Annotated in this window: 25 protein-coding genes; 11 read left to right on the forward strand and 14 right to left on the reverse strand. The window is 68.4% G+C overall.

Features of this window, described 5'->3' with window-relative positions; translation table 11 throughout:
- Positions 1-3: 3 nt before the first annotated feature.
- The 5 genes from SB751_RS25400 (at position 4) to SB751_RS25420 (ending at position 5,711) form a co-directional block, all read left to right on the forward strand.
- Positions 4-966 (forward strand): tripartite tricarboxylate transporter substrate binding protein, encoded by a 963-nt coding sequence (locus SB751_RS25400; protein WP_410748695.1) that lies wholly within the window; start codon positions 4-6, stop codon positions 964-966.
- A 62-nt stretch (positions 967-1,028) separates the two neighbouring features.
- Complete coding sequence (locus tag SB751_RS25405; RefSeq protein ID WP_410748683.1) at positions 1,029-1,850, forward strand: enoyl-CoA hydratase/isomerase family protein; 822 nt, start codon at positions 1,029-1,031, stop codon at positions 1,848-1,850.
- Positions 1,851-1,853: 3 nt separating this feature from the next.
- The gene (locus tag SB751_RS25410; protein WP_410748684.1) at positions 1,854-4,016 is read left to right on the forward strand and encodes an acetate--CoA ligase family protein; all 2,163 of its coding nucleotides are present in this window, start codon (positions 1,854-1,856) and stop codon (positions 4,014-4,016) included.
- Positions 4,013-4,843, forward strand: coding sequence for an alpha/beta fold hydrolase (locus SB751_RS25415; protein WP_250025302.1), 831 nt, complete (start codon positions 4,013-4,015; stop codon positions 4,841-4,843). The genes SB751_RS25410 and SB751_RS25415 overlap by 4 nt, the downstream gene beginning before the upstream one ends.
- Before the next feature lie 43 nt (positions 4,844-4,886).
- A complete protein-coding gene (locus tag SB751_RS25420; RefSeq protein WP_144195191.1) occupies positions 4,887-5,711 on the forward strand; it encodes an IclR family transcriptional regulator in 825 nt (274 codons plus the stop codon).
- Here SB751_RS25420 and SB751_RS25425 read toward each other — a convergent pair.
- On the reverse strand, positions 5,698-5,982 hold the full coding sequence (locus tag SB751_RS25425; RefSeq protein WP_144195194.1) for an FmdB family zinc ribbon protein: 285 nt from the start codon (positions 5,980-5,982) through the stop codon (positions 5,698-5,700). The two genes, SB751_RS25420 and SB751_RS25425, sit on opposite strands and share 14 nt — an antisense overlap.
- Positions 5,983-6,220: 238 nt before the next feature.
- Here SB751_RS25425 and SB751_RS25430 point away from each other — a divergent pair, with 238 nt between their 5' ends.
- Entirely contained in the window at positions 6,221-6,748 is a 528-nt protein-coding gene (locus SB751_RS25430; RefSeq protein WP_186296727.1) for a DUF3016 domain-containing protein, read from the forward strand.
- Here SB751_RS25430 and SB751_RS25435 read toward each other — a convergent pair.
- Entirely contained in the window at positions 6,745-8,169 is a 1,425-nt protein-coding gene (locus SB751_RS25435; protein WP_410748685.1) for a sensor histidine kinase N-terminal domain-containing protein, read from the reverse strand. The two genes, SB751_RS25430 and SB751_RS25435, sit on opposite strands and share 4 nt — an antisense overlap.
- A 55-nt stretch (positions 8,170-8,224) precedes the next feature.
- The gene (locus SB751_RS25440) at positions 8,225-8,929 is read right to left on the reverse strand and encodes a response regulator (RefSeq protein ID WP_144195200.1); all 705 of its coding nucleotides are present in this window, start codon (positions 8,927-8,929) and stop codon (positions 8,225-8,227) included.
- 211 nt (positions 8,930-9,140) lie between these two features.
- Here SB751_RS25440 and SB751_RS25445 point away from each other — a divergent pair, with 211 nt between their 5' ends.
- Positions 9,141-10,202, forward strand: a complete 1,062-nt coding sequence (locus SB751_RS25445) for a porin (RefSeq protein ID WP_144195201.1) — start codon at positions 9,141-9,143, stop codon at positions 10,200-10,202.
- Positions 10,203-10,300: 98 nt separating this feature from the next.
- Here the strand turns inward: SB751_RS25445 and SB751_RS25450 are convergent, their stop codons facing one another.
- Positions 10,301-11,635, reverse strand: a complete 1,335-nt coding sequence (locus SB751_RS25450) for a PQQ-dependent sugar dehydrogenase (protein ID WP_144195202.1) — start codon at positions 11,633-11,635, stop codon at positions 10,301-10,303.
- A 99-nt stretch (positions 11,636-11,734) separates the two neighbouring features.
- On the reverse strand, positions 11,735-12,220 hold the full coding sequence (locus SB751_RS25455) for a GFA family protein (RefSeq protein ID WP_144195203.1): 486 nt from the start codon (positions 12,218-12,220) through the stop codon (positions 11,735-11,737).
- Positions 12,221-12,528: 308 nt separating this feature from the next.
- Between SB751_RS25455 and SB751_RS25460 the strand changes: the two genes are divergently transcribed.
- On the forward strand, positions 12,529-12,879 hold the full coding sequence (locus SB751_RS25460; protein ID WP_144195204.1) for a hypothetical protein: 351 nt from the start codon (positions 12,529-12,531) through the stop codon (positions 12,877-12,879).
- A 32-nt stretch (positions 12,880-12,911) separates the two neighbouring features.
- Here the strand turns inward: SB751_RS25460 and SB751_RS25465 are convergent, their stop codons facing one another.
- The 5 genes from SB751_RS25465 to SB751_RS25485 are packed head-to-tail and all read right to left on the reverse strand — an operon-like array spanning position 12,912 to position 17,678.
- Positions 12,912-13,847 carry a LysR substrate-binding domain-containing protein gene (locus tag SB751_RS25465; RefSeq protein ID WP_144195205.1) on the reverse strand — a complete coding sequence of 312 codons (936 nt, stop codon included), beginning with the start codon at positions 13,845-13,847 and terminating at the stop codon, positions 12,912-12,914.
- On the reverse strand, positions 13,847-14,749 hold the full coding sequence (locus tag SB751_RS25470) for a 2-hydroxy-3-oxopropionate reductase (RefSeq protein ID WP_410748686.1): 903 nt from the start codon (positions 14,747-14,749) through the stop codon (positions 13,847-13,849). Before SB751_RS25470 ends, SB751_RS25465 begins: the two co-directional genes overlap by 1 nt.
- Positions 14,750-14,773: 24 nt before the next feature.
- On the reverse strand, positions 14,774-15,562 hold the full coding sequence (gene garL / locus SB751_RS25475) for a 2-dehydro-3-deoxyglucarate aldolase (RefSeq protein ID WP_144195207.1): 789 nt from the start codon (positions 15,560-15,562) through the stop codon (positions 14,774-14,776).
- Between the two features lie 22 nt (positions 15,563-15,584).
- A complete protein-coding gene (locus SB751_RS25480) occupies positions 15,585-16,679 on the reverse strand; it encodes a malate/lactate/ureidoglycolate dehydrogenase (protein ID WP_144195208.1) in 1,095 nt (364 codons plus the stop codon).
- A 3-nt stretch (positions 16,680-16,682) separates the two neighbouring features.
- Positions 16,683-17,678, reverse strand: a complete 996-nt coding sequence (locus SB751_RS25485) for a Bug family tripartite tricarboxylate transporter substrate binding protein (protein ID WP_144195209.1) — start codon at positions 17,676-17,678, stop codon at positions 16,683-16,685.
- A 279-nt stretch (positions 17,679-17,957) separates the two neighbouring features.
- Between SB751_RS25485 and SB751_RS25490 the strand changes: the two genes are divergently transcribed.
- Positions 17,958-19,637 carry a thiamine pyrophosphate-binding protein gene (locus tag SB751_RS25490; RefSeq protein WP_410748687.1) on the forward strand — a complete coding sequence of 560 codons (1,680 nt, stop codon included), beginning with the start codon at positions 17,958-17,960 and terminating at the stop codon, positions 19,635-19,637.
- A 27-nt stretch (positions 19,638-19,664) separates the two neighbouring features.
- On the opposite strand, the gene SB751_RS25495 is transcribed toward SB751_RS25490, so the two are convergent.
- Positions 19,665-19,982 (reverse strand): hypothetical protein, encoded by a 318-nt coding sequence (locus tag SB751_RS25495; protein ID WP_144196224.1) that lies wholly within the window; start codon positions 19,980-19,982, stop codon positions 19,665-19,667.
- Positions 19,983-20,151: 169 nt separating this feature from the next.
- Here SB751_RS25495 and SB751_RS25500 point away from each other — a divergent pair, with 169 nt between their 5' ends.
- Positions 20,152-21,039, forward strand: a complete 888-nt coding sequence (locus SB751_RS25500; protein ID WP_144195211.1) for an RNA polymerase sigma-70 factor — start codon at positions 20,152-20,154, stop codon at positions 21,037-21,039.
- Positions 21,040-21,250: 211 nt separating this feature from the next.
- The gene (locus SB751_RS25505) at positions 21,251-22,111 is read left to right on the forward strand and encodes an MBL fold metallo-hydrolase (protein ID WP_244845091.1); all 861 of its coding nucleotides are present in this window, start codon (positions 21,251-21,253) and stop codon (positions 22,109-22,111) included.
- 91 nt (positions 22,112-22,202) lie between these two features.
- On the opposite strand, the gene SB751_RS25510 is transcribed toward SB751_RS25505, so the two are convergent.
- From SB751_RS25510 to SB751_RS25520, 3 genes are all read right to left on the reverse strand, one after another.
- Positions 22,203-23,309, reverse strand: a complete 1,107-nt coding sequence (locus SB751_RS25510) for a porin (protein ID WP_144195213.1) — start codon at positions 23,307-23,309, stop codon at positions 22,203-22,205.
- A gap of 170 nt (positions 23,310-23,479) precedes the next feature.
- Entirely contained in the window at positions 23,480-24,727 is a 1,248-nt protein-coding gene (locus tag SB751_RS25515) for an ABC transporter substrate-binding protein (RefSeq protein WP_144195214.1), read from the reverse strand.
- Positions 24,728-24,785: 58 nt separating this feature from the next.
- Complete coding sequence (locus SB751_RS25520) at positions 24,786-25,847, reverse strand: cyclase family protein (RefSeq protein WP_211944109.1); 1,062 nt, start codon at positions 25,845-25,847, stop codon at positions 24,786-24,788.
- Between the last annotated feature and the right edge of the window lie 156 nt (positions 25,848-26,003).

The raw sequence follows: 26,003 nt of genomic DNA on the forward strand, positions 1-26,003 counted from the left end.
CTGATCGCCGCCGCGTGGGTGCCCTTGACGTCCTTGGCACCCGGCGCGGCGCAGGCCGCCAGCACCTTCCCAGACAAGCCCGTGCGCATCGTGGTGCCGTTCTCGCCCGGCGGCGGCACGGACCTGATCGCCCGGGCGATGGGCGTGGCCATGGGGCAAGACCTCGGCCAGGCCGTGGTGATCGATAACCGCCCCGGTGGCGGCACCATCATCGGCACGGACAATGTGGCGAAAAGTGCGCCCGATGGCTACACGCTGGTCATGGCGACCTTCGCCCATGCGGTGAATCCGAGCCTCCAGCCGAAGCTGCCGTATGCCACCGACAAGGCGTTTGCGCCGGTGATGCTCGTCGGCCGCTCGCCCAATGTGCTGGTGGTGCGCAAGGACAGCCCGTACAAGACCGTGCAGGACGTGATTGCTGCCGCCAAGGCCAAGCCGGGGCAGGTCTCGTTTGCCTCGCAGGGGCCGGGCACGTCGGCGCATCTGGCCGGCGAACTGTTCAAGCGGCTGGCCCACGTCGACCTCAATCACATCCCCTACAAGGGCGCCGGCCCGGCCATCACCGACCTGCTCGGCGGGCAGGTGGACCTGATGTTCGCCACGGCGTCCGCCGTCGGCAACCTGCTTGAAGGGGGCAAGCTGCGCGCCATCGGCGTGACCAGCGCCCAGCGCTCCGCCAGCCCCGACCTGGCCAGCGTGCCGACCATCGCGGAGGCCGGCGTGCCCGGCTACGTGGCGGAGAGCTGGTACGGGCTCTACGCGCCGGCCGGCACGCCGGGCCCCGTCATCGCCCGCCTGAACGCGGCGGCGCGCAAGGCCGTGACATCCGAGGCATTCCGCAAGCGCGCCGACGCCGAGGGCCTGATCGTGAGCCCCGGCACGCCCGACGACCTTGCCCGCTACGTGCGGGGCGAGGCGTTGCGCTGGAGCCAGGTCGTCAAGGACGGCCACATCAGCCTGAACTGAACGTTCCCAACCTGATTTCTTCCGATTTTTTCCGATTTCATCCGATTTTTCCGAGCCCCGACATGACCCATCTTCCCGATTTCCAGCTGATCCAGTTCGCGGTGCGCGATGGCATCGCCGTGCTGACCCTGAACCGCCCGGACAAGCGCAATGCCATCAGCGATGCCATGCGCAGCGAGCTGATCGTCGCGCTCGAGCACGTCACCGCCAGCCGGGACATCCGCGCGCTGGTGCTGACCGGCAACGGCAAGGGCTTCTGCGCCGGGGGCGACGTGGCCGGCATGCAGCGCCGCATGGACGCGCCGCCGGGCGAAGTCGGCTTCAACGGCTGGACGCGCCAGCAGCGCGTGCATCATTCCGTGGCGCTGCTGCACAACATGCCCAAGCCCACCATCGCAGCCGTCAACGGCGGCGCCAACGGCCTGGGCGCGGACATGGCGATGGCCTGCGATTTCGTCATCGCCGCCGAATCGGCCAGCTTCACGTGGTCGTACATCCATCGCGGCCTGATTCCCGATGGCGGCGGCATGTACTTCCTGCCGCGCCGCACGGGCCTGGCCACGGCGAAGGCGCTGATTTTCTCGGGCCGCAAGGTGGAGGCCACGGAGGCGCTGCAACTGGGCATCGCCGACCGGCTGTCCGCCTCGCCCGAATCGTTGCTGGGCGATGCGCTGGCCTGGGCCGCCGAACTCTCGCATGGCTCCCCGACCGCGCTGGCGCTGGGCAAGAGCATCCTGAACCAGACCTTCGAGCTGACCGCCGACCAGGTCTTCGCGCAGGGCAGCCAGGCGCAGGGCATCTGCTACACCAGCACCGAGCACCGCGAATCGGTGATGGCGTTCCTGGCGAAGGCCGCCGCCGCCAAATCCACGCGGCAGGGCTGAGCCATGACATCCCACTCCCTGACTTCCTCCGCCACCGCCTCCACCACCTCCTCCGCCATCGCCCGGCTGGTCAAGCCGCGCAGCGTGGCCGTGATCGGCGCATCGGCCGATCCGAACAAGACTTCCGGCCGCCCGGTGTCCTACCTCACGCGGCACGGCTTTGGCGGGGCGATCTATCCGGTCAATCCGAAGGTGACCCGGATTGGCGACCTGCGCTGCTATCCCGATATCGGCTCGCTGCCGGAGGTGCCCGATGTCGGCATCGTGCTGCTTGGCGCCGAGCGCGCCCATCTGGCGGTGCGGGAGCTGGCGCAGCGCGGCACCGGCGCGGCCATCGTGCTGGCCAGCGGCTACACCGAGGCCGGCGCCGATGGCGCGCGCCGGCAGGCCGAGCTGATCGAGGCAGCCGGCAGCATGCGGCTGCTCGGGCCCAATACCATCGGGCTGGTGAACCTGACGGACAGCATTCCGCTGTCCGCCAGCGGCGCGCTGGAGATGGAGCATTTCCCGGCGGGCAGCATCGGCGTGGTGTCGCAGAGCGGCGGCATTCTTGGCGCGCTGCTTTCGCGCGCGGCGGCGCGGGGCATCGGCCTGTCCAAGCTGGTCTCCACCAGCAACGAGGCCGATCTGGACCTTGCGGATTTCATCGACTATCTGGCCGACGATGACGCCACGCGGGTGATCGCCCTGTATGTGGAAAGTGTGCGGCACCCCGAGAAGTTCCGCGCGGCGGTGCTGAAGGCGGCGGCGGCCGGCAAGCCGGTGGTGGCCTTCAAGATTGGCCGCTCCGAGGCGGGCGCGCGCGCGGCGGTGTCCCATACGGGCGCGATGGCCGGCGCGGATGCGATGTACGACGCACTGTTCCGGCAGGTGGGCGTGATCCGGGCGCAGACGTTTGCGGACCTGATCGACATCCCGGCGGCACTGGCCACGGGCCGCGTGCTGCACGGCAAGCGCGTGGCTGTGCTGACCTCGACCGGCGGCGCCGGCACGCTGGTGTCGGACAGCCTGGGCATGTCCGGCTTCGAGACCCCGCCGCCGGACGCCGCCACGGCCGGGCGCCTGCGCGCGCTGCAACAGGGTGACCATGCCGCGCTCGACCGCAACCCCATCGACGTCACGCTGGCCGGCCTGCAGCCCGACCTGCTGCGCGGGGCGATCCGCGCATTGCTGGCCAGCCCGAGCTATGACGCCGTGGCGATCATCGTCGGCTCCTCCGGGCTGGCCATGCCCGACCTGATGGCCAACGCCATCCGCGACTGCCTGCCCGAGAGCGACAAGCCGGTGCTGGCCTACGTCAGCCCCCACGCGCCGCAGGTGGCGGCGGTGCTGAACCAGCGCGGCGTGCCGGCGTTCAGCGCGCCGGAATCGTGCGCGGTGGCGCTGGGTGCGATGCTGGCGGCCGGCGCGCTGGCCAGCCTGGGCGCCAGTGAGCCAGCGGCTGTGCCCGAGGTCGATACCTCGGACCTGCCGCCCGGTTCTCTCGACGAAGCGGCCGCCAAGCAGCTGTTCGCGCGCTTCGGCGTGCCGGGGGTGCGGGAGATCGTGGTCGATAACGACGCGGATGCCCGGTCCGCCGCAGAATCGCTGGGCGAGCGCGTGGTGCTCAAGATCCTGTCGTCGACCATCACCCATAAGAGCGATGTGGGCGGCGTGGCCGTCAACGTGCGGCCGCAGGACGTGCCGGCGCGGCTCGCCCGCATGCGCGAGGACGTCAGCCGCCACCTCGGCCGCACCGGTCACACCGGCCCGGCGCCCACACGCTTCGTGGTGCAGGAGATGGTGGAGGGCGGCGTGGAGCTGATCCTCGGCATGCACCGCGACGCGCTGGGCACGGCGATCCTGCTCGGCATGGGCGGGGTGACGGCGGAGCTGTTCCAGGACACCACCATGCGGCTGCTGCCGGCGCAGGGCGGCCTGCCGCGCGACGAGGCCCTGGCGATGATCCGCGCGCTGAAGACCTGGCCGCTGCTGGATGGCTATCGCGGCCGGCCCAAGGCTGACGTGGACGCGCTGGCCGATGCTATCGTTGCGTTTTCGGCGATGGCCGCCGCCATGGGGGCGCGGCTCGTCGAGGCGGAGATCAATCCGGTCTTCGTGCTGCCGGCCGGGCAGGGGGTGCGCGCGGCGGACGGCGTGGTGGTTATCGGGGAGGCAGGACCTTGAAGGAAGACGCATCGGCGACGGCATTCGTCGCACGATTGGCGGCGCAGGGCACGACCCGCGTCACGGAAGCGGCCGGGTGCCGCATGGTGTGGCGCCGCTTTGGCAGCGGGCCGGACGTGCTGCTGGTGCACGGCGGCCACGGCAGCTGGCTGCACTGGGTGCGCAATATCGAGGCGCTGTCGGCACGCCATACGGTCTGGGTGCCGGATCTGCCCGGCTACGGCGCCTCGGGCGACCCGGTGGGGACTGACCTGCCGGCGCTGGTGGAAGCCGTGGCAGCAGGCTTCGCCCAACTGCCCTGCGTGGGCGATATCGATCTGGTCGGCTTCTCGTTCGGTGGGCTGACGGCCTCGCATCTGGCCTCCCGCCTGCCCAACGTGCGCGGACTGGCGCTGCTCGGGCCGGGTGGCCATGGCGGCACACGGCGGCAGACCATCGCGCTGGTCGACTGGCGCCGCGCCGAGGGCGCCGAGGCGCTGGCGGCGGCGATGCAGCAGAACGTCGCCGCGTTCATGATCGCGGACCCCGTGAAGGTGGATGCGCTGGCGCTGCTCGCCTATACCGAGTCCTGCCGCGACACGCGCTTCCGCAGCAAGCAGATTTCGCGGGCGGGCGGGCTGGGCGAGGCGCTGGACCGCTTCGGCGGGCCTGTGCTGGTGGCCTTTGGCGAGCACGATGTGACCGCCGATCCGCCGGCGGTGCTGGCCAGCCTGATTGACGGGCGGGACGGCCGGCGCGGCGAGATCGTGCCCGGCGCCGGCCACTGGGTCCAGTACGAGGCCGACGCCGCCATCAACGCGCTGCTGCTGGCGTGGCTGGCGCGCTGAGCGGCTGATTGATGAGCACACAACACGTGCAGGAGAACCGATCGTGGACATGCAGGATGCCCGGCGCCGGGCGCGTGGCCGCGCGGCCAGCACGCTTGCCAATCGCTCGCTCGAACGCGGCATCGAGATCCTGCGCGCGTTCCGCCCCGGCGCTGATGTGCTCGGCAATGGCGAACTGGCGGAACGTACCGGGTTGGCCCGGTCCACGGTCTCGCGCCTGACCCAGAGTCTGGTCGAGACCGGCTTCCTCCAGTACGACGCCACGCTGCGCGCCTACCGCCTCGGCGCGCCGGTGCTCAGTCTGGCGCACGCGATGCATGCGGGGTCGGTGGTGCTGCAGGTGGCCGCGCCGATGATGCGCGAACTCGCGCAGGCCGAACACATCAACGTGGGGCTGGCCATGGCCGACCGCGACGAGATGGTCTATCTGGAATCGATCCGATATAGCCGCAAGGTGTCGCTGCGCACGGTGGTGACAGGGCAGCGGGTGCCGATGGCGCTGACCTCGCTGGGCCGCGCGTGGCTGGCGGTGGCGCCGGCTGAGGAACGACAGGCGCTGATGGACACCTTCGCGCGAAGGTCCCCGTCAGGCTGGCCGGCGCTGGAGCGCGAAATCCTCGACGCCATGGCCCAGGTGGCGCGCCAGGGCTGGTGCGCGGCAAGCTGGCAGCCCGAAGTGGTGGCGCTGTCCACGCCGCTGCGGCTGGCCCATCATCCGGTTCATATATTGAATGTCAGCGTGTCCACCAAGGCGCCGGTGGCGGAAGCCATCGCGGAACTGGCACCGCACCTGATGCGGCTGGCGGAGAAGATTCGGGAGGCGTTCGAGCGCGACGATCAGGCGACGCAGCGGTTCAGCCCGAGCTGAACTTGGACCACCCCGCGCCACCCCGGCCACCCCGGCCACCATCGGCGCGCCCGGCAAGCTTCACCGGCCCGCAGCAGCCACACCCCGCGCCATGGCCCGCCAACTCCGACGGCACGGCCCCCGGCGCCCCCGCCAACGCCGGCGCGGCCACCAGCGCCCGCGCGGCAGCCTTGCCACAGTGGGGGCAGCCAACCGGCTCGTCCCGCTGCGCCATCGGCCGCATCAACGCAAAATCGCCGCAATCGTCACACCGGTAGTCATAGGTGGGCATCGCATCTCCGCTGGGTCGGGGAATAAGAAGGGTTCAGCTTACGCCAGGGCTCGTAAAACGTCGATGGCGAGGAACCCGGGCGGTCAGGGGCCCAGAAGACTTTCCCCCGCTGACCTATCCTGAAACCAGCCCGGGCTCAGCGGCTGGATGCCGGGTGGCGCATGGGTTCCTGTCCTGTTTTATGTTCGGGCATCGTCCGTCGCGTTCCAGGCCGTGCTTTCGCAGGCGTGATGCCATCATGTCCACGTACTTTCTTCCCATCCTGGTTGCCGTTGCGGCGCTGGGGCTGTCCGGGGCGGCCGGGGGCGCGCCGGCGCCTTCGCAGGCGCAGCCGTCTTCCGCGTTGTCGGTGACGTTCATCCATCCGGAGACCTATACCGATGCGTCGTGGTCGCAGTCGTATGGCAGTGACCGGCAGGTGCTCGATGAACTTCGGCGGCACTTCGCCCGGCTGGCGGCGCGGGGGTTGCCGGCGGGGTATTCGCTGACCATCGAGGTGCTGGACATCGATCTGGCCGGCTATCTCGACTGGCGCTACGCGCAGCAGGTGCGCGTGATCCGGGATGCCACGTGGCCGCGCATGACGTTGCAGTACGAGCTGCGCCACGGCGACGAGGTGGTGGCCAGCGCGCAGGAGCGCATCTCGAACATGAACTTCACATGGGGCGTGAATCTGTACGGCCCCTCGGACCGGCTGCGCTACGAGAAAGTCATGCTCGATGACTGGTTCGGGCGCCGCATCGGCAAGCTGACGGGCAAGAGCTAGGCCGTCTTGCCCTCGCCCTGGCCCTGGCCCCCGGCGGGCGGGAAATGGAGCGCCACGGTCAGGCCGCCGCCGGGCGTGTCGCCGAGTACCACGGCCGCGCCGTGGAGGCGTGCGATTTCCCGGACGATGGACAGCCCGAGCCCGCTGCCGGCGCGCGCCGCGCTGGCTTCGCCCCGATAGAAGCGCTGGAACACGGCTTCCCGGTCCTGCGGCGCGATGCCGGGGCCGTTGTCCTCTACCTGTAGCCGCGTGCCGCGCATGCGCACCGTCACCATGGAGCCAGCGCCCGCGTAGCGCACCGCGTTGTCGATCAGGTTGCCGAGCAGTTCCTGGAGGAGTTCCGGCTGGCCGTCGATCTCGTCCTGTGCGTCGCCAGCTTCGACAACGTCCGCTTCGAAACCCAGATCCACCCCGTCCCGCCGGGCCAGCGGCGCCCAGTCCAGCGCCACCGCCTGCGCCAGCGCGCCGAGCCGCAGCCGGTGGAGCGTGGGGGCGTAGCCGCTGTCCGGCTCCAGCCGGGAGAGCGACAGCAGCTGCTCCACCTCCTTCGCAGCCTGTTGGACCGAGCCGTTGAGGCGGGCCAGATGCGCCTGCGCGCCGGCGACGTCGCGTTCCCGCAGCGCCAGTTCCGATTCGGCCTGGATGATGGCCAGCGGCGTCTTGAGCTGGTGCGCGGCATCGGCAAAGAAGCGCTTGCGCCCCTCGACCATGCGCTGGAGCCGCGCCACGTACTGGTTGACGGCGTTGACCAGCGGCTGGGTCTCCACGGGCAGCGTGGCGGCGTCCAGCGGCTGGAGGTCGTCCGGGCCGCGTGCGCTCATCGCCTCCGATAGCCGGTGCAGCGGCCGCAGCCCGCGCCGCACCCCGAACCAGACGATGGCCAGCGCCAGGCTGACCAGCATCAGCTCCTGCAACAGCGACCCCATCAGGATGTGCTTGGCCAGTTGCGCGCGCGGCTCTGTGGTCTCGGCCACGAGCACCCAGACCAGTTGCGTGCGCGCCGAGCGCACGTCGTGCAGCGGCAGCGGCATGGCGGCCATGCGCACCGGCTCGCCGCGATAGGCGGCATCGTAGAACTGCGTGCGATAGAGCGCGCGCACCGGCTGGGTGGGCATCGGCAGGGCCGGATAGCCGGTGATGGTGGCGCCGGTCTCGTCGCGGATCTCGTAGTAAATGCGCGAGCCGGCCTCGGCGTCGAAGACTTCGAGGGCGAGGTAGGGCACCTCCACCTCCACGCGGCCGTCGCGCAGGCTGATGCCTTCGCGCATGGCCTTGAGCGAGGCGGCCAGCGTGCGGTCGAACGCCTCGTGGGCGGCTGCCATGGCGCGGCGGTCGGTCAGCCAGGCGTCGAGCGCCAGCAGCCCGAGCAGGGGGAGCAGCAGCCACAGCGAGAGCTGCCAGCGCAGGCTCGCTGATTTCATCGCCCGCTTCATTGCCGGCTTCATCGCCGGTTTCATTCCCGGCTTCATCGCCGGCTCATGGCTGGGCGGCCAGCGGGGTGTCTTCAGCCGCCGGGGCGCGCGCCTCCAGCAGGTAGCCCAGCCCGCGCAGCGTGACGATGCCGACGCCGCTGCCTTCCAGCTTCTTGCGCAGGCGGTAGACGTAGATCTCGATGGCGTCCGGGTTCACCGACTCCTCGATCCCGAAGATCTTCTCCGAGAGCGCGGCCTTGTTGACGGCCCGGCCGTCGCGCAATAGCAGGATCTCCAGCACCGCGCGCTCGCGCCCGGTCAGCGCCAGCAGCGTGCCGTGCAGCGTGAAGGCGCGGCTGACGGTGTCGTAGTGGAGCGGCCCGCAATGCAGCGCGGTGCGGTCGTGGCCATGGCTGCGCCGGATCAGCGCGCGGGCGCGCGCTTCCAGCTCAGTCAGGGCGAAGGGCTTGGCGAGGTAGTCGTCGGCGCCGAGGTCCAGGCCGCGCACGCGGTCTTCCACGGAACCATGCGCAGTCAGGATCAGCACCGGCACCGGGTTGCGCCGCTGGCGCAGGCGCCGCAGCACTTCCAGGCCGTCCAGGCGGGGCAGGCCGATATCGAGGATGGCCAGCGCGTAGTCCTGCGTGGAGAGCAGGTTGTCGGCGCTCGCGCCGTCGTGCATGCAATCGACCGTGAAGCCGCTCTGGCCGAGGGATTCCACGAGGGAGGCGGCCAGTTTCAGGTTGTCTTCGGCAAGCAGGATACGCATGGCAGGGTCACGACAGGAACAGCGGGGGAGCGACGGGAACGGCAACAGCGCGTGAGTGATACCGGGAAGCGGCGGGTCGGGCTAGCTAGGGAAAGCCCCAATCCGCGCCCCCGCAACGGTCCGAATTTGAAGGATTTTCGAAAGCGATCTGAAAGTGTGCCTCCCATACCATTCGCGCCGTTCACTCACAAAAAAGACACAGGAGACAGGCATGAAACGGAAGGCATGGTTCGTTGCCGGAATGGCTTGCGTCGCCACGAGCGGTGCGGCGGCACAGTCCAGCGTCACGCTGTACGGCATCGTGGATTCGGGCGTGGAGTACCTCAACCACGCGGGGCCGGGCGGTGGTTCGGCGGTCAAGGTGATCTCGGGCGGCAAAAATACCTCGCGCTGGGGCCTGCGCGGCACCGAGGACCTGGGCGGCGGCCTGAAGGCCGTGTTCCAGCTGGAGAGCGGCATCGCCCTCGACACCGGCAAGCTGGACACCGACAACACGCTGTTCGACCGCCGCGCCACCGTGGGCCTGCAGAACAAGTGGGGCCGCCTGCTGCTGGGCCGCGACTTCACCACGACCTACGATTTCATGCTGCCGTTCGACCCGATGGGCTACGCGCCGAACTACTCGTGGGCCACCTCGTCCACGGCGTCGGGCGGGCGCAAGGACGGCATGTTCTCGCGCGCCACCAATGTGGTCCGCTATGACGGCAAGTTCGGCGGCGTGAAGCTGGGCGCCACCGTTGCGCTGGGCGAGGTGCCGGGCGAGTTCAAGTCTTCGTCGAAATATGACGTCGGCGTCGGGTATTCGTCGGGCGGCTTCGCCACGGCCGTGACCTGGGATCGCCAGAACGGCGCGGGCGGCAGCACCACGCCGGCCGATACGATGGACTACATCCAGGGCGTCCACGCGGGCGCCAGCTATGACTTCGGCTCGCTTGCGCTGTACGGCGGCTACCGCAACTACAAGCGCACCTTCACGAACGGCGCGGCGTCGCAGCTGAGCGACATGTACTGGCTGGGCGCGGCGTACGACTTCACGCCGGCCTTCACGCTCTACGGCGCGGTGTACAAGCAGAACATCAAGGGGGCGACGGACGGCGATCCGATCCTGTTCTCGCTGCGCGCTCAATACAATCTTTCCAAACGCACCATGGCCTACCTGTCCGCAGGCTATGCCAAGGCGCGCAACGGTCAGACCGTGAGTCTCTCGCGCGACCTGGTGGGCTCTGCCAACAACCAGGTCGGCGTCACGGCGGGTCTCCAGCACCGCTTCTGATTCTTCACGGTTGGACTGTTGTTCCGGACCATCGTGGTGGGTGGTCTTCCGGCGGCGCGAGGGGCTCGCACCGCCGGTTTTTGCTTTTGTAGCCGACGCTATCTAGTCGCGCCGGTCACGCGCCAGATCACGTTGCCGACGTCATCGGCCACCAACAACCCGCCGCGCTTGTCCACGGCCACGCCTACCGGGCGGCCCTGGGCGTCGCCATCGGCGGTCAGGAAGCCGGTCAGCACGTCGAACGGCGCGCCGTTGGGCTTGCCCTGCTCGAACGGGACGAAGATTACCTTGTAGCCGGCGCGCGGCTTGCGGTTCCAGGAGCCATGCTGGCCGACGAACATCCCGTGCTGGAAACGCGCCGGCAGGCTGTTGCCGGCGGCGCTGGCCAGCCCCAGCGAGGCCGTGTGCGTGCCCACCGCGTAGTCGGGCACGATGGCCTTCGCCACCAGATCGGGCGCGGGTGGCTTCACGCGCACATCCACATGCTGGCCGTAGTAGCTGTATGGCCAGCCATAGAAGGCGCCATCGCGCACGGAGGTGATGTAGTCCGGCACCAGGTCGCTGCCGATTTCATCGCGCTCGTTCACGGCGGTCCACAGCATGCCGCTGGTCGGCTCCCAGGCCATGCCGTTCGGGTTGCGCAGGCCGCTGGCGAACACGCGATGCTGGCCGGTCTGGCGATCCACCTCCCAGATGGCGGCGCGGCCCGCTTCCTTGTCGATGCCGTTCTCGGCCACGTTGCTGTTCGAGCCGACCGTGACGTAGAGCTTGTTGCCGTCCGGGCTGGCGATGATGTTCTTGGTCCAGTGGTGGTTCAGCGGCCCGCCTGGTAAATCGACGAGTTTCTGGCCCGGCGCAGTGATTGCCGGCTGCCCCGGCGCGTAGGGATAGCGCACCACGGCGTCGGTATTGGCCACGTAGAAGTCATTGCCGACCAGCACCATGCCGAACGGCGAGTTCAGATCCTTGAGGAAGACCGAGCGCTCGTCGGCCACGCCGTCGCCGTTGGTGTCGCGCAGCAGCGTGATGCGGTTGGCGCTCGGCACGCCGGCCCCCGCGCGCTTCATTACCTGCTTCATGACCCAGCCGCGGATGCCCTTGCCGTCGTCCGGCTTGGGGGGCGCGTTCGATTCGGCCACGAGGACATCGCCATTGGGCAGCACGTAGACCCAGCGCGGATGGTCGAGCTTGTCGGCGAAGGCGGTTACCGTCATGCCGTCCGCCGCCACCGGCTTCTTGCCGTCCTCCCAGCCCTTGGCCGGCGCGATATGCACGGTCGGGATCAGCGTCTTGTTCGGCTCGGGCAACTGCGGCGACGGGCCGATGCCGGCCGATTCCGGCAGCTTGGCGGACTCGCCGCAACCGGTGGCGAGCAGCGCGGCGGCGGTCAGGCAGAGAGCCAGGGGGAGAGGAAGACGGCGGAAGCTCGGCATGTCAGGCTCCTTGCGCGCGGGGCGCCTTGTTTGGAGCATAGGAAATCACTTGGCCGGCGTCTGTCGGCCAGTGTCCGACTTTGTGCTGCCGCCCCCATTTCAGGCGAGCAGGCCGTGCCGCTTGTGCCAGTCGTGCAGCGATTCCTCCGGCCAGGTCTCGCAATGCCGATGGCCTTTGCCGCGGGGCACATCCACCCATGGCGCGACGTTCTCCAGCGAAGCCTCGACCACCTCGGGCGGGCGGGGCAGGGGCGTGTCGATGGCGCTTGCGTTGGGGTAGACCATGTCGGGCCAGCGTGGGTCCCAGAGCCACAGCGGGCTGCCGCACGCGGCGCAGAAATGGCGGAACGCCTTCGAGCGCTTCGGGCGCTGGCCGGGCTCGCGCATCACGGCGTGATAGCGCGAGACGTGTTTCTTGCCGCGAACGCGCAGCGAGTGGGCATCCCCGCCGAGGTTGATGCCATAGCCCCCGCCGCCGCCGGTCTTGCGGCAGATCGAGCAATGGCAATGCATGTAGGGGCAGGGCGAGTCGGACTCCAGACTGAACTGCACGGCGCCGCATTGGCACGAGCCTTCGAGATGCATGATCCCTCCTGGTTGGCGCGGTCGATGCCTCCCAGTGTGGGCGACGGAGCCGGTCGCTTCAAGCACGCCAAATCTGCAGAATCCGCGAAAAGTGTGGCGTTGTCGGAGAGTGTCTGTCAGCGCGGATGCGTTTTTGTAAGGAGATGTTGGAATGCGGCACGCGGGGCACGAGTCGGCTTCTAAACTTCGGTGCGCGGCGCAGGAAGGCAAGACATCCTGCGCACGGCATTGCGTGGTGCCCTCGCTGCCAGAGCTTGTAGCTTGTACGTGGGCACCGTCCGAGATAACAACATCTTGAGAGGTCTCATATGTCCACGAACAAGTCCACGAACCGAATCATTCGTACTGCCTCGCTGATCGGTGCCCTGACCGCCGGGCTGTTGTCCGCCACCGCATTCGCCCAGACCACCGCCGCCCCGGCACCTGCTGGCGGCAACGCCGCCGTGCCGCCGGGCATGACCCAGATTCAACCGCCGAAGGACCCGCTGGTGGAGCGCCGTGAAGCCCGCAAGGCGGCGAGCGACCAGTACAAGGCCGAAAAGTCGGCCGCGAAGGGCGAATACAAGCAGGATGTGAGCGCCGCCAAGCAGGAGCGCAAGGACGCCAACAAGGCGGCCAATGAAACCGCCAAGCAGGAACTGCAGGCGCCGAAGCAGTAAGCGAATCCCACCCGGATGCCCGGGGGCGGGGCTCAGACCAGCCGCGCTCCCGGCCACGCCCCGGACATCACGATATTCCGCACGGACTGCCGCACGGTCTGCATGATGTCCCACAACTCGGGCACCACGGTGCGATTGCGCGCCGTGGCCAGCACCACCTGGCGCGTCACCACCGGCTCCACCAGCCGGGCCGAGTGCAGCCGACCCTGTGCCACGCGGTCCGCCACGGCGGCGAACGGCAGCAGCGTGGCGCCGCAACCATCCTCCACCAGCCGCATCGACACCGTATTCGAGGCATCGCACTCCAGCGCCATGTTCAGCGTGGTGCCGGCGCGCGCGGCCAGCGATTCGGCCAGCACGCGCAGGCCGTGGCCGGTGCTCGGCAGGATCAGCGGCACCTCGCCCAGCCGCCGCACCGGGAAGGTCAGGCCAAGGTGGCTCCACGAGGTGGGCGTCACCAGCGTCAGGTCTTCTTCCAGCAGCACATCCACCTTCAGCGCGCCTTGCTGCTCGGGCAGGTAGAGCAGGGCGACGTCGATCTCGCCGGCAGCCAGCCAGGCGAGGATCGGGCTGGCCAGCCCCTCGGCAAAGCGCAGCCTGGTCGCCGGAAAGCGCTGCTTGAGCGCCGTGCCGATGGACGCGAAGGCGGTATTGGCGATAGTCGGCTGCGCGGCGATAACCAATTGGGACGGCCCCTGCGCCGTGGACTTGCGCACGGCGGCACGGGCCTCGCTGAGCGTGACCGCCACCTGGCGCGCGTAGCCGAGCAGCGTGGAGCCGGACTCGGTCAGCACCACGCCCCGGCCGCTGCGGTGGAACAGGCGCGTGTCCAGCGCCGCCTCCAGCCGGGCGATCTGGCGGCTGACCGTGGACTGGTCCGCGCCAAGCTCCAGCGCCGCGCGGGAGATGCTCTGCGTGTTGGCCACGCAGACAAAGCACGCAAGGTCGTCGGAGTTCAGCGCCGACATCAGCCCGCCGTCTTGGGCTTGTCGCCGATGGCGAACGACGCCATATGCTCGATTGCCTTGACCAGCCCGGAATGGTCCCAGCCGGCGCCGCCCTGCGCCACGCAGAGGTTGAACAGCTGCTGGCAGGACGCCGTGTTCGGCAGCCCCAGCCCCAGCGCCTTGGCCGTGGACAGCGCCAGGTTCAGGTCCTTCTGGTGCAGTTCGATGCGGAAGCCAGGGTCGAACGTGCGCTTGATCATCCGCTCGCCATGCACTTCCAGAATGCGGGAGCTGGCAAAGCCGCCCATCAGCGCCTGACGCACGCGCGCCGGGTCCGCGCCGGCCTTGGCGGCCAGCACCAGCGCCTCGCCCACGGCCTCGATGGTCAGCGCCACGATCACCTGGTTCGCCACCTTGGCCACCTGGCCGTCGCCGACATTGCCGACCAGCGTGATGTTCTTGCCCATCAGCTGGAGCAGCGGCAGCACGCGGTCGAACACGTCCTGCTTGCCGCCGGCCATGATCGACAGCGTGGCGGCCTTGGCCCCCACCTCGCCGCCGGACACCGGCGCATCCACATACTCGCAACCCAGCTTCTCGATGCGCGCGGCGAACTCGCGTGTCTCGATTGGCGAGATGGAACTCATGTCCACCACCGTCTTGCCCGGGCTCAGTCCATCGGCCACACCTTGCTCGCCGAACAGCACGCGCGCCACGTCCGGCGTATCCGGCAGCATCAGGAAGATGACGTCGGCCTGGCGCGCCACCTCGGTGGCATTGGCGCAGGCCTGCATGCCGGCATCCTGGAGCGCCTGCGGCACGCCGCTGCGCGTGTGGGCGTAGACCGTGTGGCCGCCCGCCTGAAGGTGCTGCGCCATCGGCGCGCCCATCACGCCGAGTCCGATGAATCCGATCTTGCTCATATCCGTATTCCTATATAGATAGCGTCATTGCGCAAAGCGCTCGCGCAGCGCGCGGGAGGCATCGCGCAGCAGCGTGTGGTCCAGCCCCACGGCGACGAAGTGCGCGCCCATGTCGATGTAGCGGCGGGCGTCGGCCTCCACGGGGGTGAGCGTGCCGATGGCCTTGCCGGCGCGGTTGGCGGCGTCGTAGATCTGCGCCACGGCGGCCTGCACCTCCGGGTGGTTGGGGTTGCCAAGGTGGCCGTAGGCGGCGGCCAGGTCGTTCGGGCCGATGAAGATGCCGTCCACGCCGGGTTCGGCGCAGATCTCGTCGGCAGCTTCCACGCCCTTGCGGCTCTCGATCTGCACCAGCACGCAGATGTTCTCGTTGATGGTCTGGAAGAAGTCCGGCAGCGTGCCGTAGCGGTTCTGGCGCTGCACGCCGGACACCCCGCGCACGCCGTCCGGCGGGTAGCGCGTGGCCCGCACCGCGCGGCGCGCTTCCTCGGCCGACTCCACGAACGGGATCAGGAAGTTATAGAAGCCGATATCCAGCAGGCGCTTGAGCAGGACGGGGTCGTTCCAGGGCGGGCGGACCACGGGCGCGCTGGTGCTGTCCTTGAGCGCCATCAACTGCGGCACGAAGGTCAGCACGTCGTTGGGCGCGTGCTCGCCATCGAGCAGCATCCAGTCGAAGCCGGCCAGGCCGATGATCTCGGTGGTAACCGGCTGGCCGAGCGAGGTCCAGCAGCCAATCAGGCGCTTGCGCGCGAGGATGTCGGCGCGGAACTGGTTGGGCAGCGGGGAAAGCTGGGGCAGGTGAGGAGTCGTCATGAGAATTCCTTGAGCCTTGGGTTCAGTCCGCCGCCAGGGCGGAGAGCGGGCCGGGGGACTGGCCGCGCGCCTGAAGCACGCGCGCCGCGGCGTCGTCGAGCTGGGCCAGCGTGCCGGCATCCACGGGGATAAAGTCGGCACGCGCCTTGCGCCATGCGCGTTCGGGGTCGCCGGGGAGGCGGATGGCATCGTTGCCCGGTTGCAGCCGGGACGCCTTCATCCATTCGACAAAGGCTTCCACCTCATGGCCGAAGGTGGTGCTGCTGCCGAGGCGGGCGGGGTCGAAGATGATCGCCAGCATGTTGTTCCAGACCGCATGCTCGTGCGTGAGCGTTTCCGGGCGGATGGTGTGGCCGCCAGTGACGGCGGCGCCGAGCAGCTCGCACATCACGGCCAGCACGTAGCCCTTGTGCTCGCCGAACGTGCGCAGCGCACCCTGCGGCGTGCCGGGCGCCGGGAACATGACCGAGGGGTCGTCGGTGGGGTGCCCGGCCGGGTCCATCAGGCTGCCAGCCGGCACCGGCACCCCCTTGTTATTGGCCACGCGCACCTTGCCCAGCGCGATGGCGCTGGTGGCAAAGTCCAGCACCAGCGGCGGGGCGCCCGCCACCGGCACGCCAATCGTGAACGGATTGGTGCCAAAGCGCGCGTCGTAGCCGCCATGCGGCGCCACGATCGGCTTGGACAGCACGTTCACGAAGTGGATCGAGATCATGCCGGCCGCGGTGGCCTGCTCGGCCCAGTGGCCCACGCGCCCCAGATGGTGCGAGCGCCGCAGCCCCATCACGCACACGCCATGCTCCTGCGCGCGGGCGATGCCCATGCGCATGGCCTCCTCGGTGACCGCCTGGCCCATGCCCCGGTTGCCGTCCAGGCTCAGGATGCCGCCGGACTCATGCACCACGCTGACCTGCTGGTTGAGCTGCAACTGCTCGCCCAGCCAGGACAGCACGTACTTCGGGATCATGCCCACGCCATGCGAGTCATGGCCCGAGAGATTGGCGCCGACGAGGTGGTCGGCGGTCAGTTGCGCCTCACGCGCATCGGACCCCGCCGCCAGCCACAGGTCCACGACCCAGCGATGCAGGCCGGCGGTCGGAATACGGTGTTCTGCCATGCGTTACTCCAGGTGAATATTGGCGACCTTGATCAGGTTGGCCCACTTGGCCACCTCGCTCTTCTGGAACTTGCCGAGTTCGGCCGGACCGGCGCCAGACGGCTCCACGCCCATGCCCGCCAGCTTCGCCTTGATGTCCGGCTGGTGGATGATCTTGCCGATCTCGGTGGCCAGCTTGTTGACGATGGGCATCGGCGTGCCGGCCGGCGCGAAGATCGCCTGCCACGAGACGATTTCATAGCCCGGCAGGCCCGATTCCGCCATGGTCGGCACATCGGGCAGCTCGGCGGCGCGCTTGGCACCGGTGGTGGCCAGCGCGCGGAACTTGCCGGATTGCACCATCGGCATGGCCGCCACGCTGTTCTCGAAGACGATGTCCACCTGGTTGCCGAGCAGTGCCTGCACCGCCTGGCTGCTGCCCTTATAAGGCACGTGGGTCATCTTCAGGCCGGCCATGTTGGCGAACAGTTCGGCAGCCAGGTGCTGGGAGGTGCCATTGCCGGACGAGCCGAAGTTGATCGACCCCGGCTTGGCCTTGGCCGCCGCCAGCACGTCCTGCACCGACTTGTACGGGCTGTTCACGTTCACCACCAGCACATTGGGCAGCGTGCCGATCAGCGCCACCGGCTGGAAGTTCTTGACCGGGTCGTACGGCATCTTGGGGTACAGGCTCACGTTGATGGCGTGCGAGCTGATGGTGCCGCCGAGCAGCGTGTAGCCGTCCGGCGCGGCCTTGGACACGTAGTCCGAGCCGATATTGCCGCCGGCGCCGGCGCGGTTCTCCACCACCACCGACTGGCCAAGCGCCTGGGACAGCCTCTGGCCGATCAGCCGGCCCAGCAGGTCCGTGGTGCCGCCCGCCGCGAACGGCACGACGTAGTTGATCGGCTTGCTGGGGTATTGGTCGGCGGATTGGGCTTGCGCCAGCGGGGCCGCCGCCATGCATCCAAGGCAAAGCACGGCGAGCGCCGGCCGCATCAGTCGATGAGGAAAGGGCATTGCATGGTCTCCTGTTGCGCGAACGTTGTTATGGGACGGCCGGGATGGCTGTCGGGGTGTCGCGGGCGGGCGCGCCGTCATGGCAGCATCGCCTCGGTAGCCAATCTACACGGGCGCGAGGCGCGCTGCCTTGCATAAAACGCATAACAGAAATGCACGATAGACCCCCCGGCGGCGCCCGTCAAACGGAAAAATCGCTGTCATCGCCGCCTGCTTCGGGTCTGGCGCCCGCTTGGCTCCACCTTGGCGCCGCCTCCGATCCTGTCCATACTTTTCGTCATGACCGCTCAAACCCCATCCTCCCAGGCCCGCACCGGCGGCCGTGTCCTCGTGGACCAACTGCGCCTGCATGGCACGGAGCGCATCTTCTGCGTGCCCGGCGAGAGCTTCCTGGACGTGCTGGACGCCTTGCACGACCAGCCTGCCATCGACCTCGTCGTCACCAAGCACGAAGGCGCCGCCGCCAACATGGCCGAGGCCGACGGCAAGCTGACCGGCCGCCCCGGCATCTGCTTCGTCACCCGGGGGCCGGGCGCCACCCACGCCAGCATCGGCGTGCATATCGCCCAGCAGGACTCCACGCCGATGATCCTGTTCGTGGGGCAGATTGCCCGTGCTCACAAGGGCCGGGAGGCATTCCAGGAGGTGGATTACGCGGCGGTGTTCGGCACGATGGCCAAGTGGGCGGCCGAGATCGACGATCCGGCGCGGATTCCCGAGATGGTGGCGCGCGCCTTCCAGGTGGCCACGTCCGGCCGGCCCGGCCCGGTGGTGCTGGCGCTGCCCGAAGACGTGCTCGATGATCTGGTGGACTGCGCGGACGCCGCGCCGTACCGCACCGTGGCGGCCGCCCCGCGCGCCGAGGATGCCCGGGCGCTGGCCGACGCGCTGGCCGAGGCCCGCCAGCCGCTGGTGATCGCCGGCGGCGCCGGCTGGACCGACGCGGCAGTGCGTGACTTCGCCGCCTTCGTCAAGGCATGGAACCTGCCCGTGGCCTGCGCCTTCCGCCGGCAGGACGTGATCGATAACCGCGACCCGCACTACATCGGCCATCTGAGCCTGGGCGTGAGCCCCAAGCTGGCCGAGCGGGTGCGCACGGCCGACCTGATCGTGGCGGTCGGCACCCGGCTGGGCGACATCGCCACCGATGGCTACACGCTGCTGGAAGTCCCGCGTCCCAAGCAGAAGCTGGTGCATATCCATGCCGATAGCGGCGAACTGGGCCGCGTCTACCAGTCGGCACTGCCGATCCATTCGGGCGTGGTGCCTGCGGCAGCCATGCTGGCCGCGCTGCCGGCGCCGGCTTCTATCGGATGGAAGGACTGGACCAGCGGTGCCCGGGCCGAGCACGAGGCCTTCGTCACGCCGCCCAAGCCGCATGCGGAACTGACGGGCGTGGATATGGCCGCGGCGATGTCGCACCTGAACGCCGTGCTGCCCGAGGACGCCATCCTCAGCAACGGCGCCGGCAACTACACGGTCTGGCTGCACCGCTTCTATGCCTACAAGCGTCCGCGCACGGAACTGGCGCCCACCTGCGGCGCGATGGGCTACGGCCTGCCGGCCGCGATTGCCGCGAAGCTGCGCGCCCCCGAGAAGACCGTGGTCTGCCTGGCTGGGGACGGCTGCTTCCTGATGTACCCGCAGGAGATCGCCACGGCCGCCGCGCATGGCGCCAACCTGATCGTGATCCTGGTGAACAACCGCATGTACGGCACCATCCGCATGCATCAGGAGAAGCGCTACCCGGGCCGCCAGAGCGGCACGACCATCGCCAACCCGGATTTCGTGGCGATGGCGCGCGCCTGCGGCGCATGGGCGGAGCGGGTGGAGAAGACAGAGGACTTTGCGGCGGCCTTCGAGCGCGCCCGCAACGCCGGCCAGCCGGCCGTGCTGGAGCTGATGACCGACCCGCTGCAGATCACGCCGGCGATGCGCGTGACCGACCTGCCGGCCTGAGCCGGGATCAGACGCTGCCTGGGCTACCTAGAACAGCGCCGCTTGTGGCCGGGCCTCGTGCCCGGCTTTTTCATGGCCGGACGCCGGGCGGGCCAGGATTTCGCGGATCTGCTCCAGATACCGCTCGCCTACCGCGCGATGGGTCTTGCGGGCCTCGTCGGCCAGCGCGCGGCGCGACGGCGCCCGAATCCCGATCAAACGGCAAATCGTTGAAAGATAAGGCTTTTTGTCGTCGACGGTGGCCCGGCGGGCGGCCGACAGCAAGGCCGCATCGCCAATGCGCCCCCGCAGCCAGACCAGTACCTGGCGGTCATATTCGTTCTGCACACGGATCAGGTGGATCAAGTGTTCCATTCCGCACTCCGATATACTGTTCATTCATACAGTTACTGTAAATATATACAGTGAATCGGAATTTTCAAGGTGTGCGTCGGAAAACCCTTGAAAGTGCTTGCGCTGGCCCGGTTCGCATGGTCACCATGGCGGTCTGCAAGCCGCCTTTTTGCATCGAATCATGGACGACACCACCGCCACCTTCCACAAGCTGCGCCCGCGCCTGCACGGGATTGCCTACCGGATGCTGGGCGCCGTGGCCGAAGCCGAGGACGTCGTACAGGACGCCTGGCTGCGCTGGCACACGGCTGACCAGACGGACATCGACAACGCCGAGGCCTGGCTGGTTTCGGTCACCACCCGCATCGCCATCGACCGCCTGCGCGCGGCCAAGACCCAGCGCGAGCACTACAGCGGGATCTGGCTGCCCGAGCCGCTGATCACGGACAGCCCGGACACCCCCGAGGCCATCACGGAGCGCGCCGACGATATCTCCGTGGCCTTCCTGCTGTTGCTGGAGCGCCTGACGCCCGAGGCCCGCGCCGCCTTCCTGCTGCGCGAGGTCTTCGACAACGACTACGACGAGGTGGCGCGCGTGATCGGCAAGAGCGAGGCCACGTGCCGCCAGCTGGTGAGCCGCGCCAAGACCCAGCTACGCGACGACCGGCCGCGCTTCACGGTGTCTCCGGACACCCATCGGCACATGGTCCAGGCTTTCGCCCACGCGATGCAGGGCGGCGACTTTGCCGGCATCCAGGCGCTGCTGGCCGATGACGCCACGCTGGCTGGCGACGGCGGCGGCAAGGTCCAGACCTTCCCCAAGCCGCTCGAAGGCGCGCGCCGCATCGCCCAACTGTTCTACGCCACGCGCCTCAAATACCCCGGCGAGGGGCTCCGGGTGCAACTGGTGCTGCTCAACGGCGAGTGGGCGCTGCTGCGCTACTTCGACGGCGCGCTGGAGTCCGCGCAGACCTTTGTGGTGGAAGGCGACCGCATCGCCCGCATCCACGTGCAGCGCAACCCGGACAAGCTGGCGCGCATTGCGGAGTATTTTGGCGGGGAGGCGTAGAGCGGGCGTCGTTGTTTCCCGCCGCGCACCAAAGTGTGTCCAGCCGCATGTCTACCGAGCGATGGCCTGGCCGCGTACGCTACTTCTCACGAGGTACCACCGGCCCGGCGAAAAGAATCCTGCAACGCGAAGTTCGCCGGCAATGAAAATTTGTCAGAAGCAGGAGACAGACATGTGCTTATGCCACGGATCACTTTACCCTGATCACGACTTGGTTCCGTCGCACTACGCGACGCGTATCGGCGATATCGAGGTAATGGTCATTAGCGATGGGGCGATACCCGTACCCGCCAACGTCCTGGGCACCAACGTTGATTCGGCCGTCCGGGATGCCGCGCTGCGCGGCAGATTCCTGCCGGACGTGATCGATTGGGGGCTGAACGTCGTCGTCGTCCGTAGCGGCGGCCGGACGATCCTCATCGACGCCGGGATGGGGTCGGAGATGCCGGAATCCACGCGGACCGGACGCCTGGCCCTACGATTGAAGGGCGCCGGCATCCATCCCGGGACCGTGACCGATGTCATCGCGACCCACATTCACATGGACCATATTGGCGGGCTGCTCGACGAGCGGCTGAGGAGTCAGATGCGTCCGGACCTGCGGGTGCACGTGTCGCACACGGATGTCGAATTCTTTGAGTCGCCCGATTTCTCCCACAACACCTTCAACGGCATTCAGGACATCATCCGGACCAGCGCCCGGAACTTCCTGGACGCGTACAAGAGCGAGTTGCGGCCGTTCGACAAGGAGTGCCAGGTGGCGCCCGGGGTTGTCGTCACGCTCACCGGTGGCCACACCCCCGGGCACAGTATGGTTCGCGTGGCCTCCGGGGGGGAACGGCTGACGTTCGCGGGTGACGCGGTGGTCCCGGTCGGTGTCGAATGCCCCGAATGGCAAAACGCCTTCGATCACGAACCCGAGGAGGCAGCTCGCGTCCGGGTTCGCCTCTTGCGAGAGGCTGCGGCGACCGGCGAGTTGTTCTTGGCCAGCCACTTATCGTTCCCCTCACTCGGCCGCGTCGCGGTCGATGGCAATGCCTTCCGATATATACCGGCCAACTGGGCATACTGAATAACGGCAGGCATAAAAAAGAGCCCGCCAAGGCGGGCCCAAAGACGAAGGGAAAGTCTCCGTCAAGTGGATGTCAGCGGGGACAACGCGCTCAGAAGCGGTGGCGAATGCCGACGATGGCGCCGAACTGGTTCTGGCCGGCGCCCACCTGTTCGGTTGTGGCCGTCAGGGTGCTGGCGCTGCGGTTCAGCGACGGGCCGAAGCCGGACAGGCCCATGGCCGAGCCGTCCCGGTTCTGGGCGTAGGCCACGATGGTGTACAGGTCGGTGCGCTTGGAAAACGCGTACGTGCCGGACAGCACGAAGCTGTACGGGTCGCCGCCGCTGTTGCGTACGTCGGTGTAGTAGGCCGCGCCGGTCAGCGTGATGGCCGGGGTGACCTGGTAGTTCGCGCCGATCCAGTACAGGTTGGTGCGCAGCGAGCTGCTGGCGAAGTCGCCGTAGTACCAGCGATAGCCGGCGAAGGCGCGGGCCCGGCCGAAGTCGTAGCTGGCGCCAAGGGTGGCGCGGCGCTCGCGGTTATCGTCCGTGGCGACGGTGCTGCCGCGCACCTCGTCGTAGACCACGCGGGCGGACAGCGGGCCAGCCGTGTAGCCCACGCTGGCGCTGAAGTTCCGGCCTGCCTTGTAGTCGCCCGGCACCTCGCCGCCGGCGCTGCTGTCGTAGCCGGTGCTGTAGAACAGGCCGTAGTACAGCGCGCCGGTCTGGCCGGTGAACTTCACCGAATTGTCGGCGCGGCCGGACATCCACTTGTCGTGCATCAGCACCGAGTAACGCGTGGCGATGGCCATCGGGTCATAGGCCAGCGAGAAGTCGTACAGCACGGTCTGGTGGCGGCCCAGAGACAGCGTGCCGTACTGGTTCTGCAGGCCGACGAACGCCTGCCGACCGAACATGCGGCCGCCCTGGTTGGCGCTGCCGGTGTCGAGGTCGAAGCCGTTTTCCAGCGTGAAGACGGCCTTCAGGCCGCCGCCGAGGTCTTCGGCGCCGCGCAGGCCCCAGCGCGAGGTGGACAGGTTGCCGGCGGACATCCGCACGACGTTGTTGCTGCCCCCGGTGGCTGCGTTGGGCACGTTGGTCAGGAATTCCACGCCGGCGTCGACGACACCGTAGAGCGTGATGCTGCCCTGGGCGTGGGCAGCGGCGGGCAGGGCAGGGAGGACGGCCATGGCGGCCAGGCAGGCGAGACGGGTCTTCATGTGTTCGTGATCCTTGTTATGGGTCGCCGCCGGCGCACCCCGTAAGGGCTCGGGCGTGCTGGCGGCGACTGCAATGTAACGAGGGATCAGGAACGGGAGAAGCGCGTCTGGTCTGACAGACTGTCCCGGGATTTGAACAATTGGGGAGTCAGACTCCCCTCAGCGCGCCGTCAGCGTCCCTTCAACAGCGGACACTGCGACTTCGACGGTGGGATGAACGCCTGGTCGCCCGGCACCGTGGCCAGCACCTTGTAGTAGTCCCACGGGTACTTGGACTCGGCCGGCGTCTTGACCTCGAACAAATACATATCGTGCACCATGCGCCCATCGGCGCGGATGCGGCCGTTCTTGGCGAAGAAGTCGTTGATCGGCATCGCCTTCATCTTCTCCATGGTCGGCGCGGTCTCGTCGGTGCCGGCCGCCTGCACCGCCTTCAGGTAGTGCGTGACGGACGAGTAGACGCCGGCCTGGCTCATGTTCGGCATCTTCTTGACCTTGTCGAAGTACTTGCGCGACCACGCGCGCGTGGCGTCGTTCATATCCCAGTAGAACGCCTCGGTCAGCACCAGCCCCTGCGCGGTCTTGAGGCCGAGCGCGTGGATGTCGTTGATATAGAGCAACAGCCCGGCCATGCGCTGCTTGCCGTCGCGCGTCAGGCCGAACTCGGAGGCGGCCTTGATGGCGTTGACGGTGTCGCCGCCCGCGTTGGCCAGCCCCACCACCTGCGCCTTGCTGGCCTGCGCCTGGAGCAGGTAGGAGGCGAAGTCGCTGGTGCTGAGCGGATGGCGCGCGGCGCCGAGCACCTGCCCGCCGGCCTCGGTGACCACCGTGGTGGCCGACTGCTGGAGCGTGTGGCCGAAGGCGTAGTCGGCGGTCAGGAAGAACCATGTCTTGCCGCCGCGCTGGACCATTGCCTTGGCCGTGGTGTTGGCCAGCGCGTAGGTGTCGTAGGCGTAGTGCACCGAGATTGGCGTGCACAGGTCATTGGTAATGCGCTCGCTGCCGGGGCCGGAGAACACCACGATCTTGTTCTTCTGCTTCGCCACGTCCAGCACGGCCAGCGCAGGTGCCGAAGCCGCCACATCCAGGATGGCATCAACCTTGTCCGTGTCGAACCATTCGCGCGCCTTGTTGGCGGCGATGTCGGCCTTGTTCTGGTGATCCACCACCACCAGCTCAATTTTCTTGCCGAGCACCTTGCCGCCGAAGTCGTCAATGGCCATCTGCGCCGCCGTGGCGCTGCCGCGCCCGGTCACATCGGCGTAGAGGCCGCTCATGTCGAGCAGCAGGCCGATCTTGACCACGTCATCGGAAATCCCTGCCTTTGGCTGGGCCGAGGCGATGCCGGCCACACCGCCGGCACCGGCCAGCGCCAGCAGCGCAGCGGCAGTCCGCCGCCATGTTGCGGAAGTCTTCATGGTTGTCTCCTCCAGTGTTGTTATCTAGTTCTTCTACGATTTGCAGTCAGACCGTGGCTCATACCGTGGCCACCGGCGTCACCGGCGAGCCCACCGCGCCCGGCAGCCGCAGCGGCGGCGCCGTGAGCATGAAGCGCGAGCGGCGGTGCGCGCGCAGCCAGTCCGCCAGGTCCTTGAGGTACCAGAGTTCGCCGAGCGGCAGCCCCAGCTTGAACAGGCAATGGTGGTGCAGCGGCAGCAGCGGATGCGTCTTCTCTGCGTCGGGCGGCGGCAGGGCCGGGTAGCGCTCCACGGCGTAGTTGTCGGCGATCAGCGCCGCGATGCCGGAATCGGTGATCCAGTTCAGCAGGCGGGTGTCGCGCCCGTTCAGGGCGGCGCAGCTGTGGTGGAGCACCGCTTCGTCGGGCTCACGCTGCATCGACAGCACGACTTCGGCAAAGCCGGTGCGCAGCAGGAGCATGTCGCCGGGCTCCACTTCCACGCGATGGGTGTCCATGGCGTGCATCAGGTCGTCATAGCCGACGTTGCGGAAGTCCATGCCGAACACATCGGCCAGATCCACCAGCACGCCCCGGCCCTGCATGCCCTTGACGGCGAAGTTCTCGATGCCGAGCGCGTCGGCGTGGCTGTGGGCATGGCCGTGGCTGCAGTCGTGGGCGGCGAACTGGTCGTCATCGGCATAGTCGACCGGGCCGACGATGTCCGCGTTGGCGCGATAGCCGTTGTAGTAGACGCGCTCGGGCCTGCCGTCGCCATCCGCATCGAACAGCGCGCCCACGTGGGCCAGGGAGTCCCACTGGGTGGAGTACTGGAGGCAGAGCAGCACCTGGTCGTCGCTGATGACATCGGTCGCGGCCGGGTTCACCTTGGCCAGCGGGAAGTTCATGTACGGGGAGTCGTCGCGGAAAGTGGGGCGCAGCTCGGGCGGATGGCGGCGCGGATTGAGCTTGTTGCCGCCCGGGTAGTCCAGTGGCAGCGAGAGGCAGAAGCTGCGCCCCGCCTGGATCTCGCGCGCGCCCTTGAGCACCTGCTCGGGGCCGATCAGGTTGACGCGCCCCAGTTGATCGTCAGGACCGAAATCGCCCCAGTTGGAGCCCTGCGGACGTTGCTGCCAACGCATGCCTGATACCTCCCTTGCGAAAGATGATGCCGGTTGAAGCGCCGCCGCCACATCGCGGCGCAGCATCCGGTTATACGTGATCCATGCGGCGCGGTCATTCTGCGTCGCATCAAGTTCCGCGTGACGAAATAGGAGGGAGGAGGGCGAGGCGGGGAG

This window comes from Cupriavidus sp. SIMBA_020 (assembly GCF_046535395.1).
Taxonomy (GTDB): domain Bacteria; phylum Pseudomonadota; class Gammaproteobacteria; order Burkholderiales; family Burkholderiaceae; genus Cupriavidus; species Cupriavidus campinensis.

Coding starts and splice junctions, on each gene's coding strand:
- SB751_RS25510 (WP_144195213.1), bottom strand. CDS start 23,309: ATGAAGACCCGTCTCGCCTGCCTGGCCGCCATGGCCGTCCTCCCTGCC.
- SB751_RS25430 (WP_186296727.1), top strand. CDS start 6,221: ATGTCCACGTACTTTCTTCCCATCCTGGTTGCCGTTGCGGCGCTGGGG.
- SB751_RS25410 (WP_410748684.1), top strand. CDS start 1,854: ATGACATCCCACTCCCTGACTTCCTCCGCCACCGCCTCCACCACCTCC.
- SB751_RS25405 (WP_410748683.1), top strand. CDS start 1,029: ATGACCCATCTTCCCGATTTCCAGCTGATCCAGTTCGCGGTGCGCGAT.
- SB751_RS25490 (WP_410748687.1), top strand. CDS start 17,958: ATGACCGCTCAAACCCCATCCTCCCAGGCCCGCACCGGCGGCCGTGTC.
- SB751_RS25470 (WP_410748686.1), bottom strand. CDS start 14,749: ATGAGCAAGATCGGATTCATCGGACTCGGCGTGATGGGCGCGCCGATG.
- SB751_RS25425 (WP_144195194.1), bottom strand. CDS start 5,982: ATGCCCACCTATGACTACCGGTGTGACGATTGCGGCGATTTTGCGTTG.
- SB751_RS25480 (WP_144195208.1), bottom strand. CDS start 16,679: ATGGCAGAACACCGTATTCCGACCGCCGGCCTGCATCGCTGGGTCGTG.
- garL (WP_144195207.1), bottom strand. CDS start 15,562: ATGACGACTCCTCACCTGCCCCAGCTTTCCCCGCTGCCCAACCAGTTC.
- SB751_RS25435 (WP_410748685.1), bottom strand. CDS start 8,169: ATGAAATCAGCGAGCCTGCGCTGGCAGCTCTCGCTGTGGCTGCTGCTC.
- SB751_RS25465 (WP_144195205.1), bottom strand. CDS start 13,847: ATGTCGGCGCTGAACTCCGACGACCTTGCGTGCTTTGTCTGCGTGGCC.
- SB751_RS25515 (WP_144195214.1), bottom strand. CDS start 24,727: ATGAAGACTTCCGCAACATGGCGGCGGACTGCCGCTGCGCTGCTGGCG.
- SB751_RS25450 (WP_144195202.1), bottom strand. CDS start 11,635: ATGCCGAGCTTCCGCCGTCTTCCTCTCCCCCTGGCTCTCTGCCTGACC.
- SB751_RS25440 (WP_144195200.1), bottom strand. CDS start 8,929: ATGCGTATCCTGCTTGCCGAAGACAACCTGAAACTGGCCGCCTCCCTC.
- SB751_RS25485 (WP_144195209.1), bottom strand. CDS start 17,678: ATGCCCTTTCCTCATCGACTGATGCGGCCGGCGCTCGCCGTGCTTTGC.
- SB751_RS25455 (WP_144195203.1), bottom strand. CDS start 12,220: ATGCATCTCGAAGGCTCGTGCCAATGCGGCGCCGTGCAGTTCAGTCTG.
- SB751_RS25460 (WP_144195204.1), top strand. CDS start 12,529: ATGTCCACGAACAAGTCCACGAACCGAATCATTCGTACTGCCTCGCTG.
- SB751_RS25445 (WP_144195201.1), top strand. CDS start 9,141: ATGAAACGGAAGGCATGGTTCGTTGCCGGAATGGCTTGCGTCGCCACG.
- SB751_RS25520 (WP_211944109.1), bottom strand. CDS start 25,847: ATGCGTTGGCAGCAACGTCCGCAGGGCTCCAACTGGGGCGATTTCGGT.
- SB751_RS25500 (WP_144195211.1), top strand. CDS start 20,152: ATGGACGACACCACCGCCACCTTCCACAAGCTGCGCCCGCGCCTGCAC.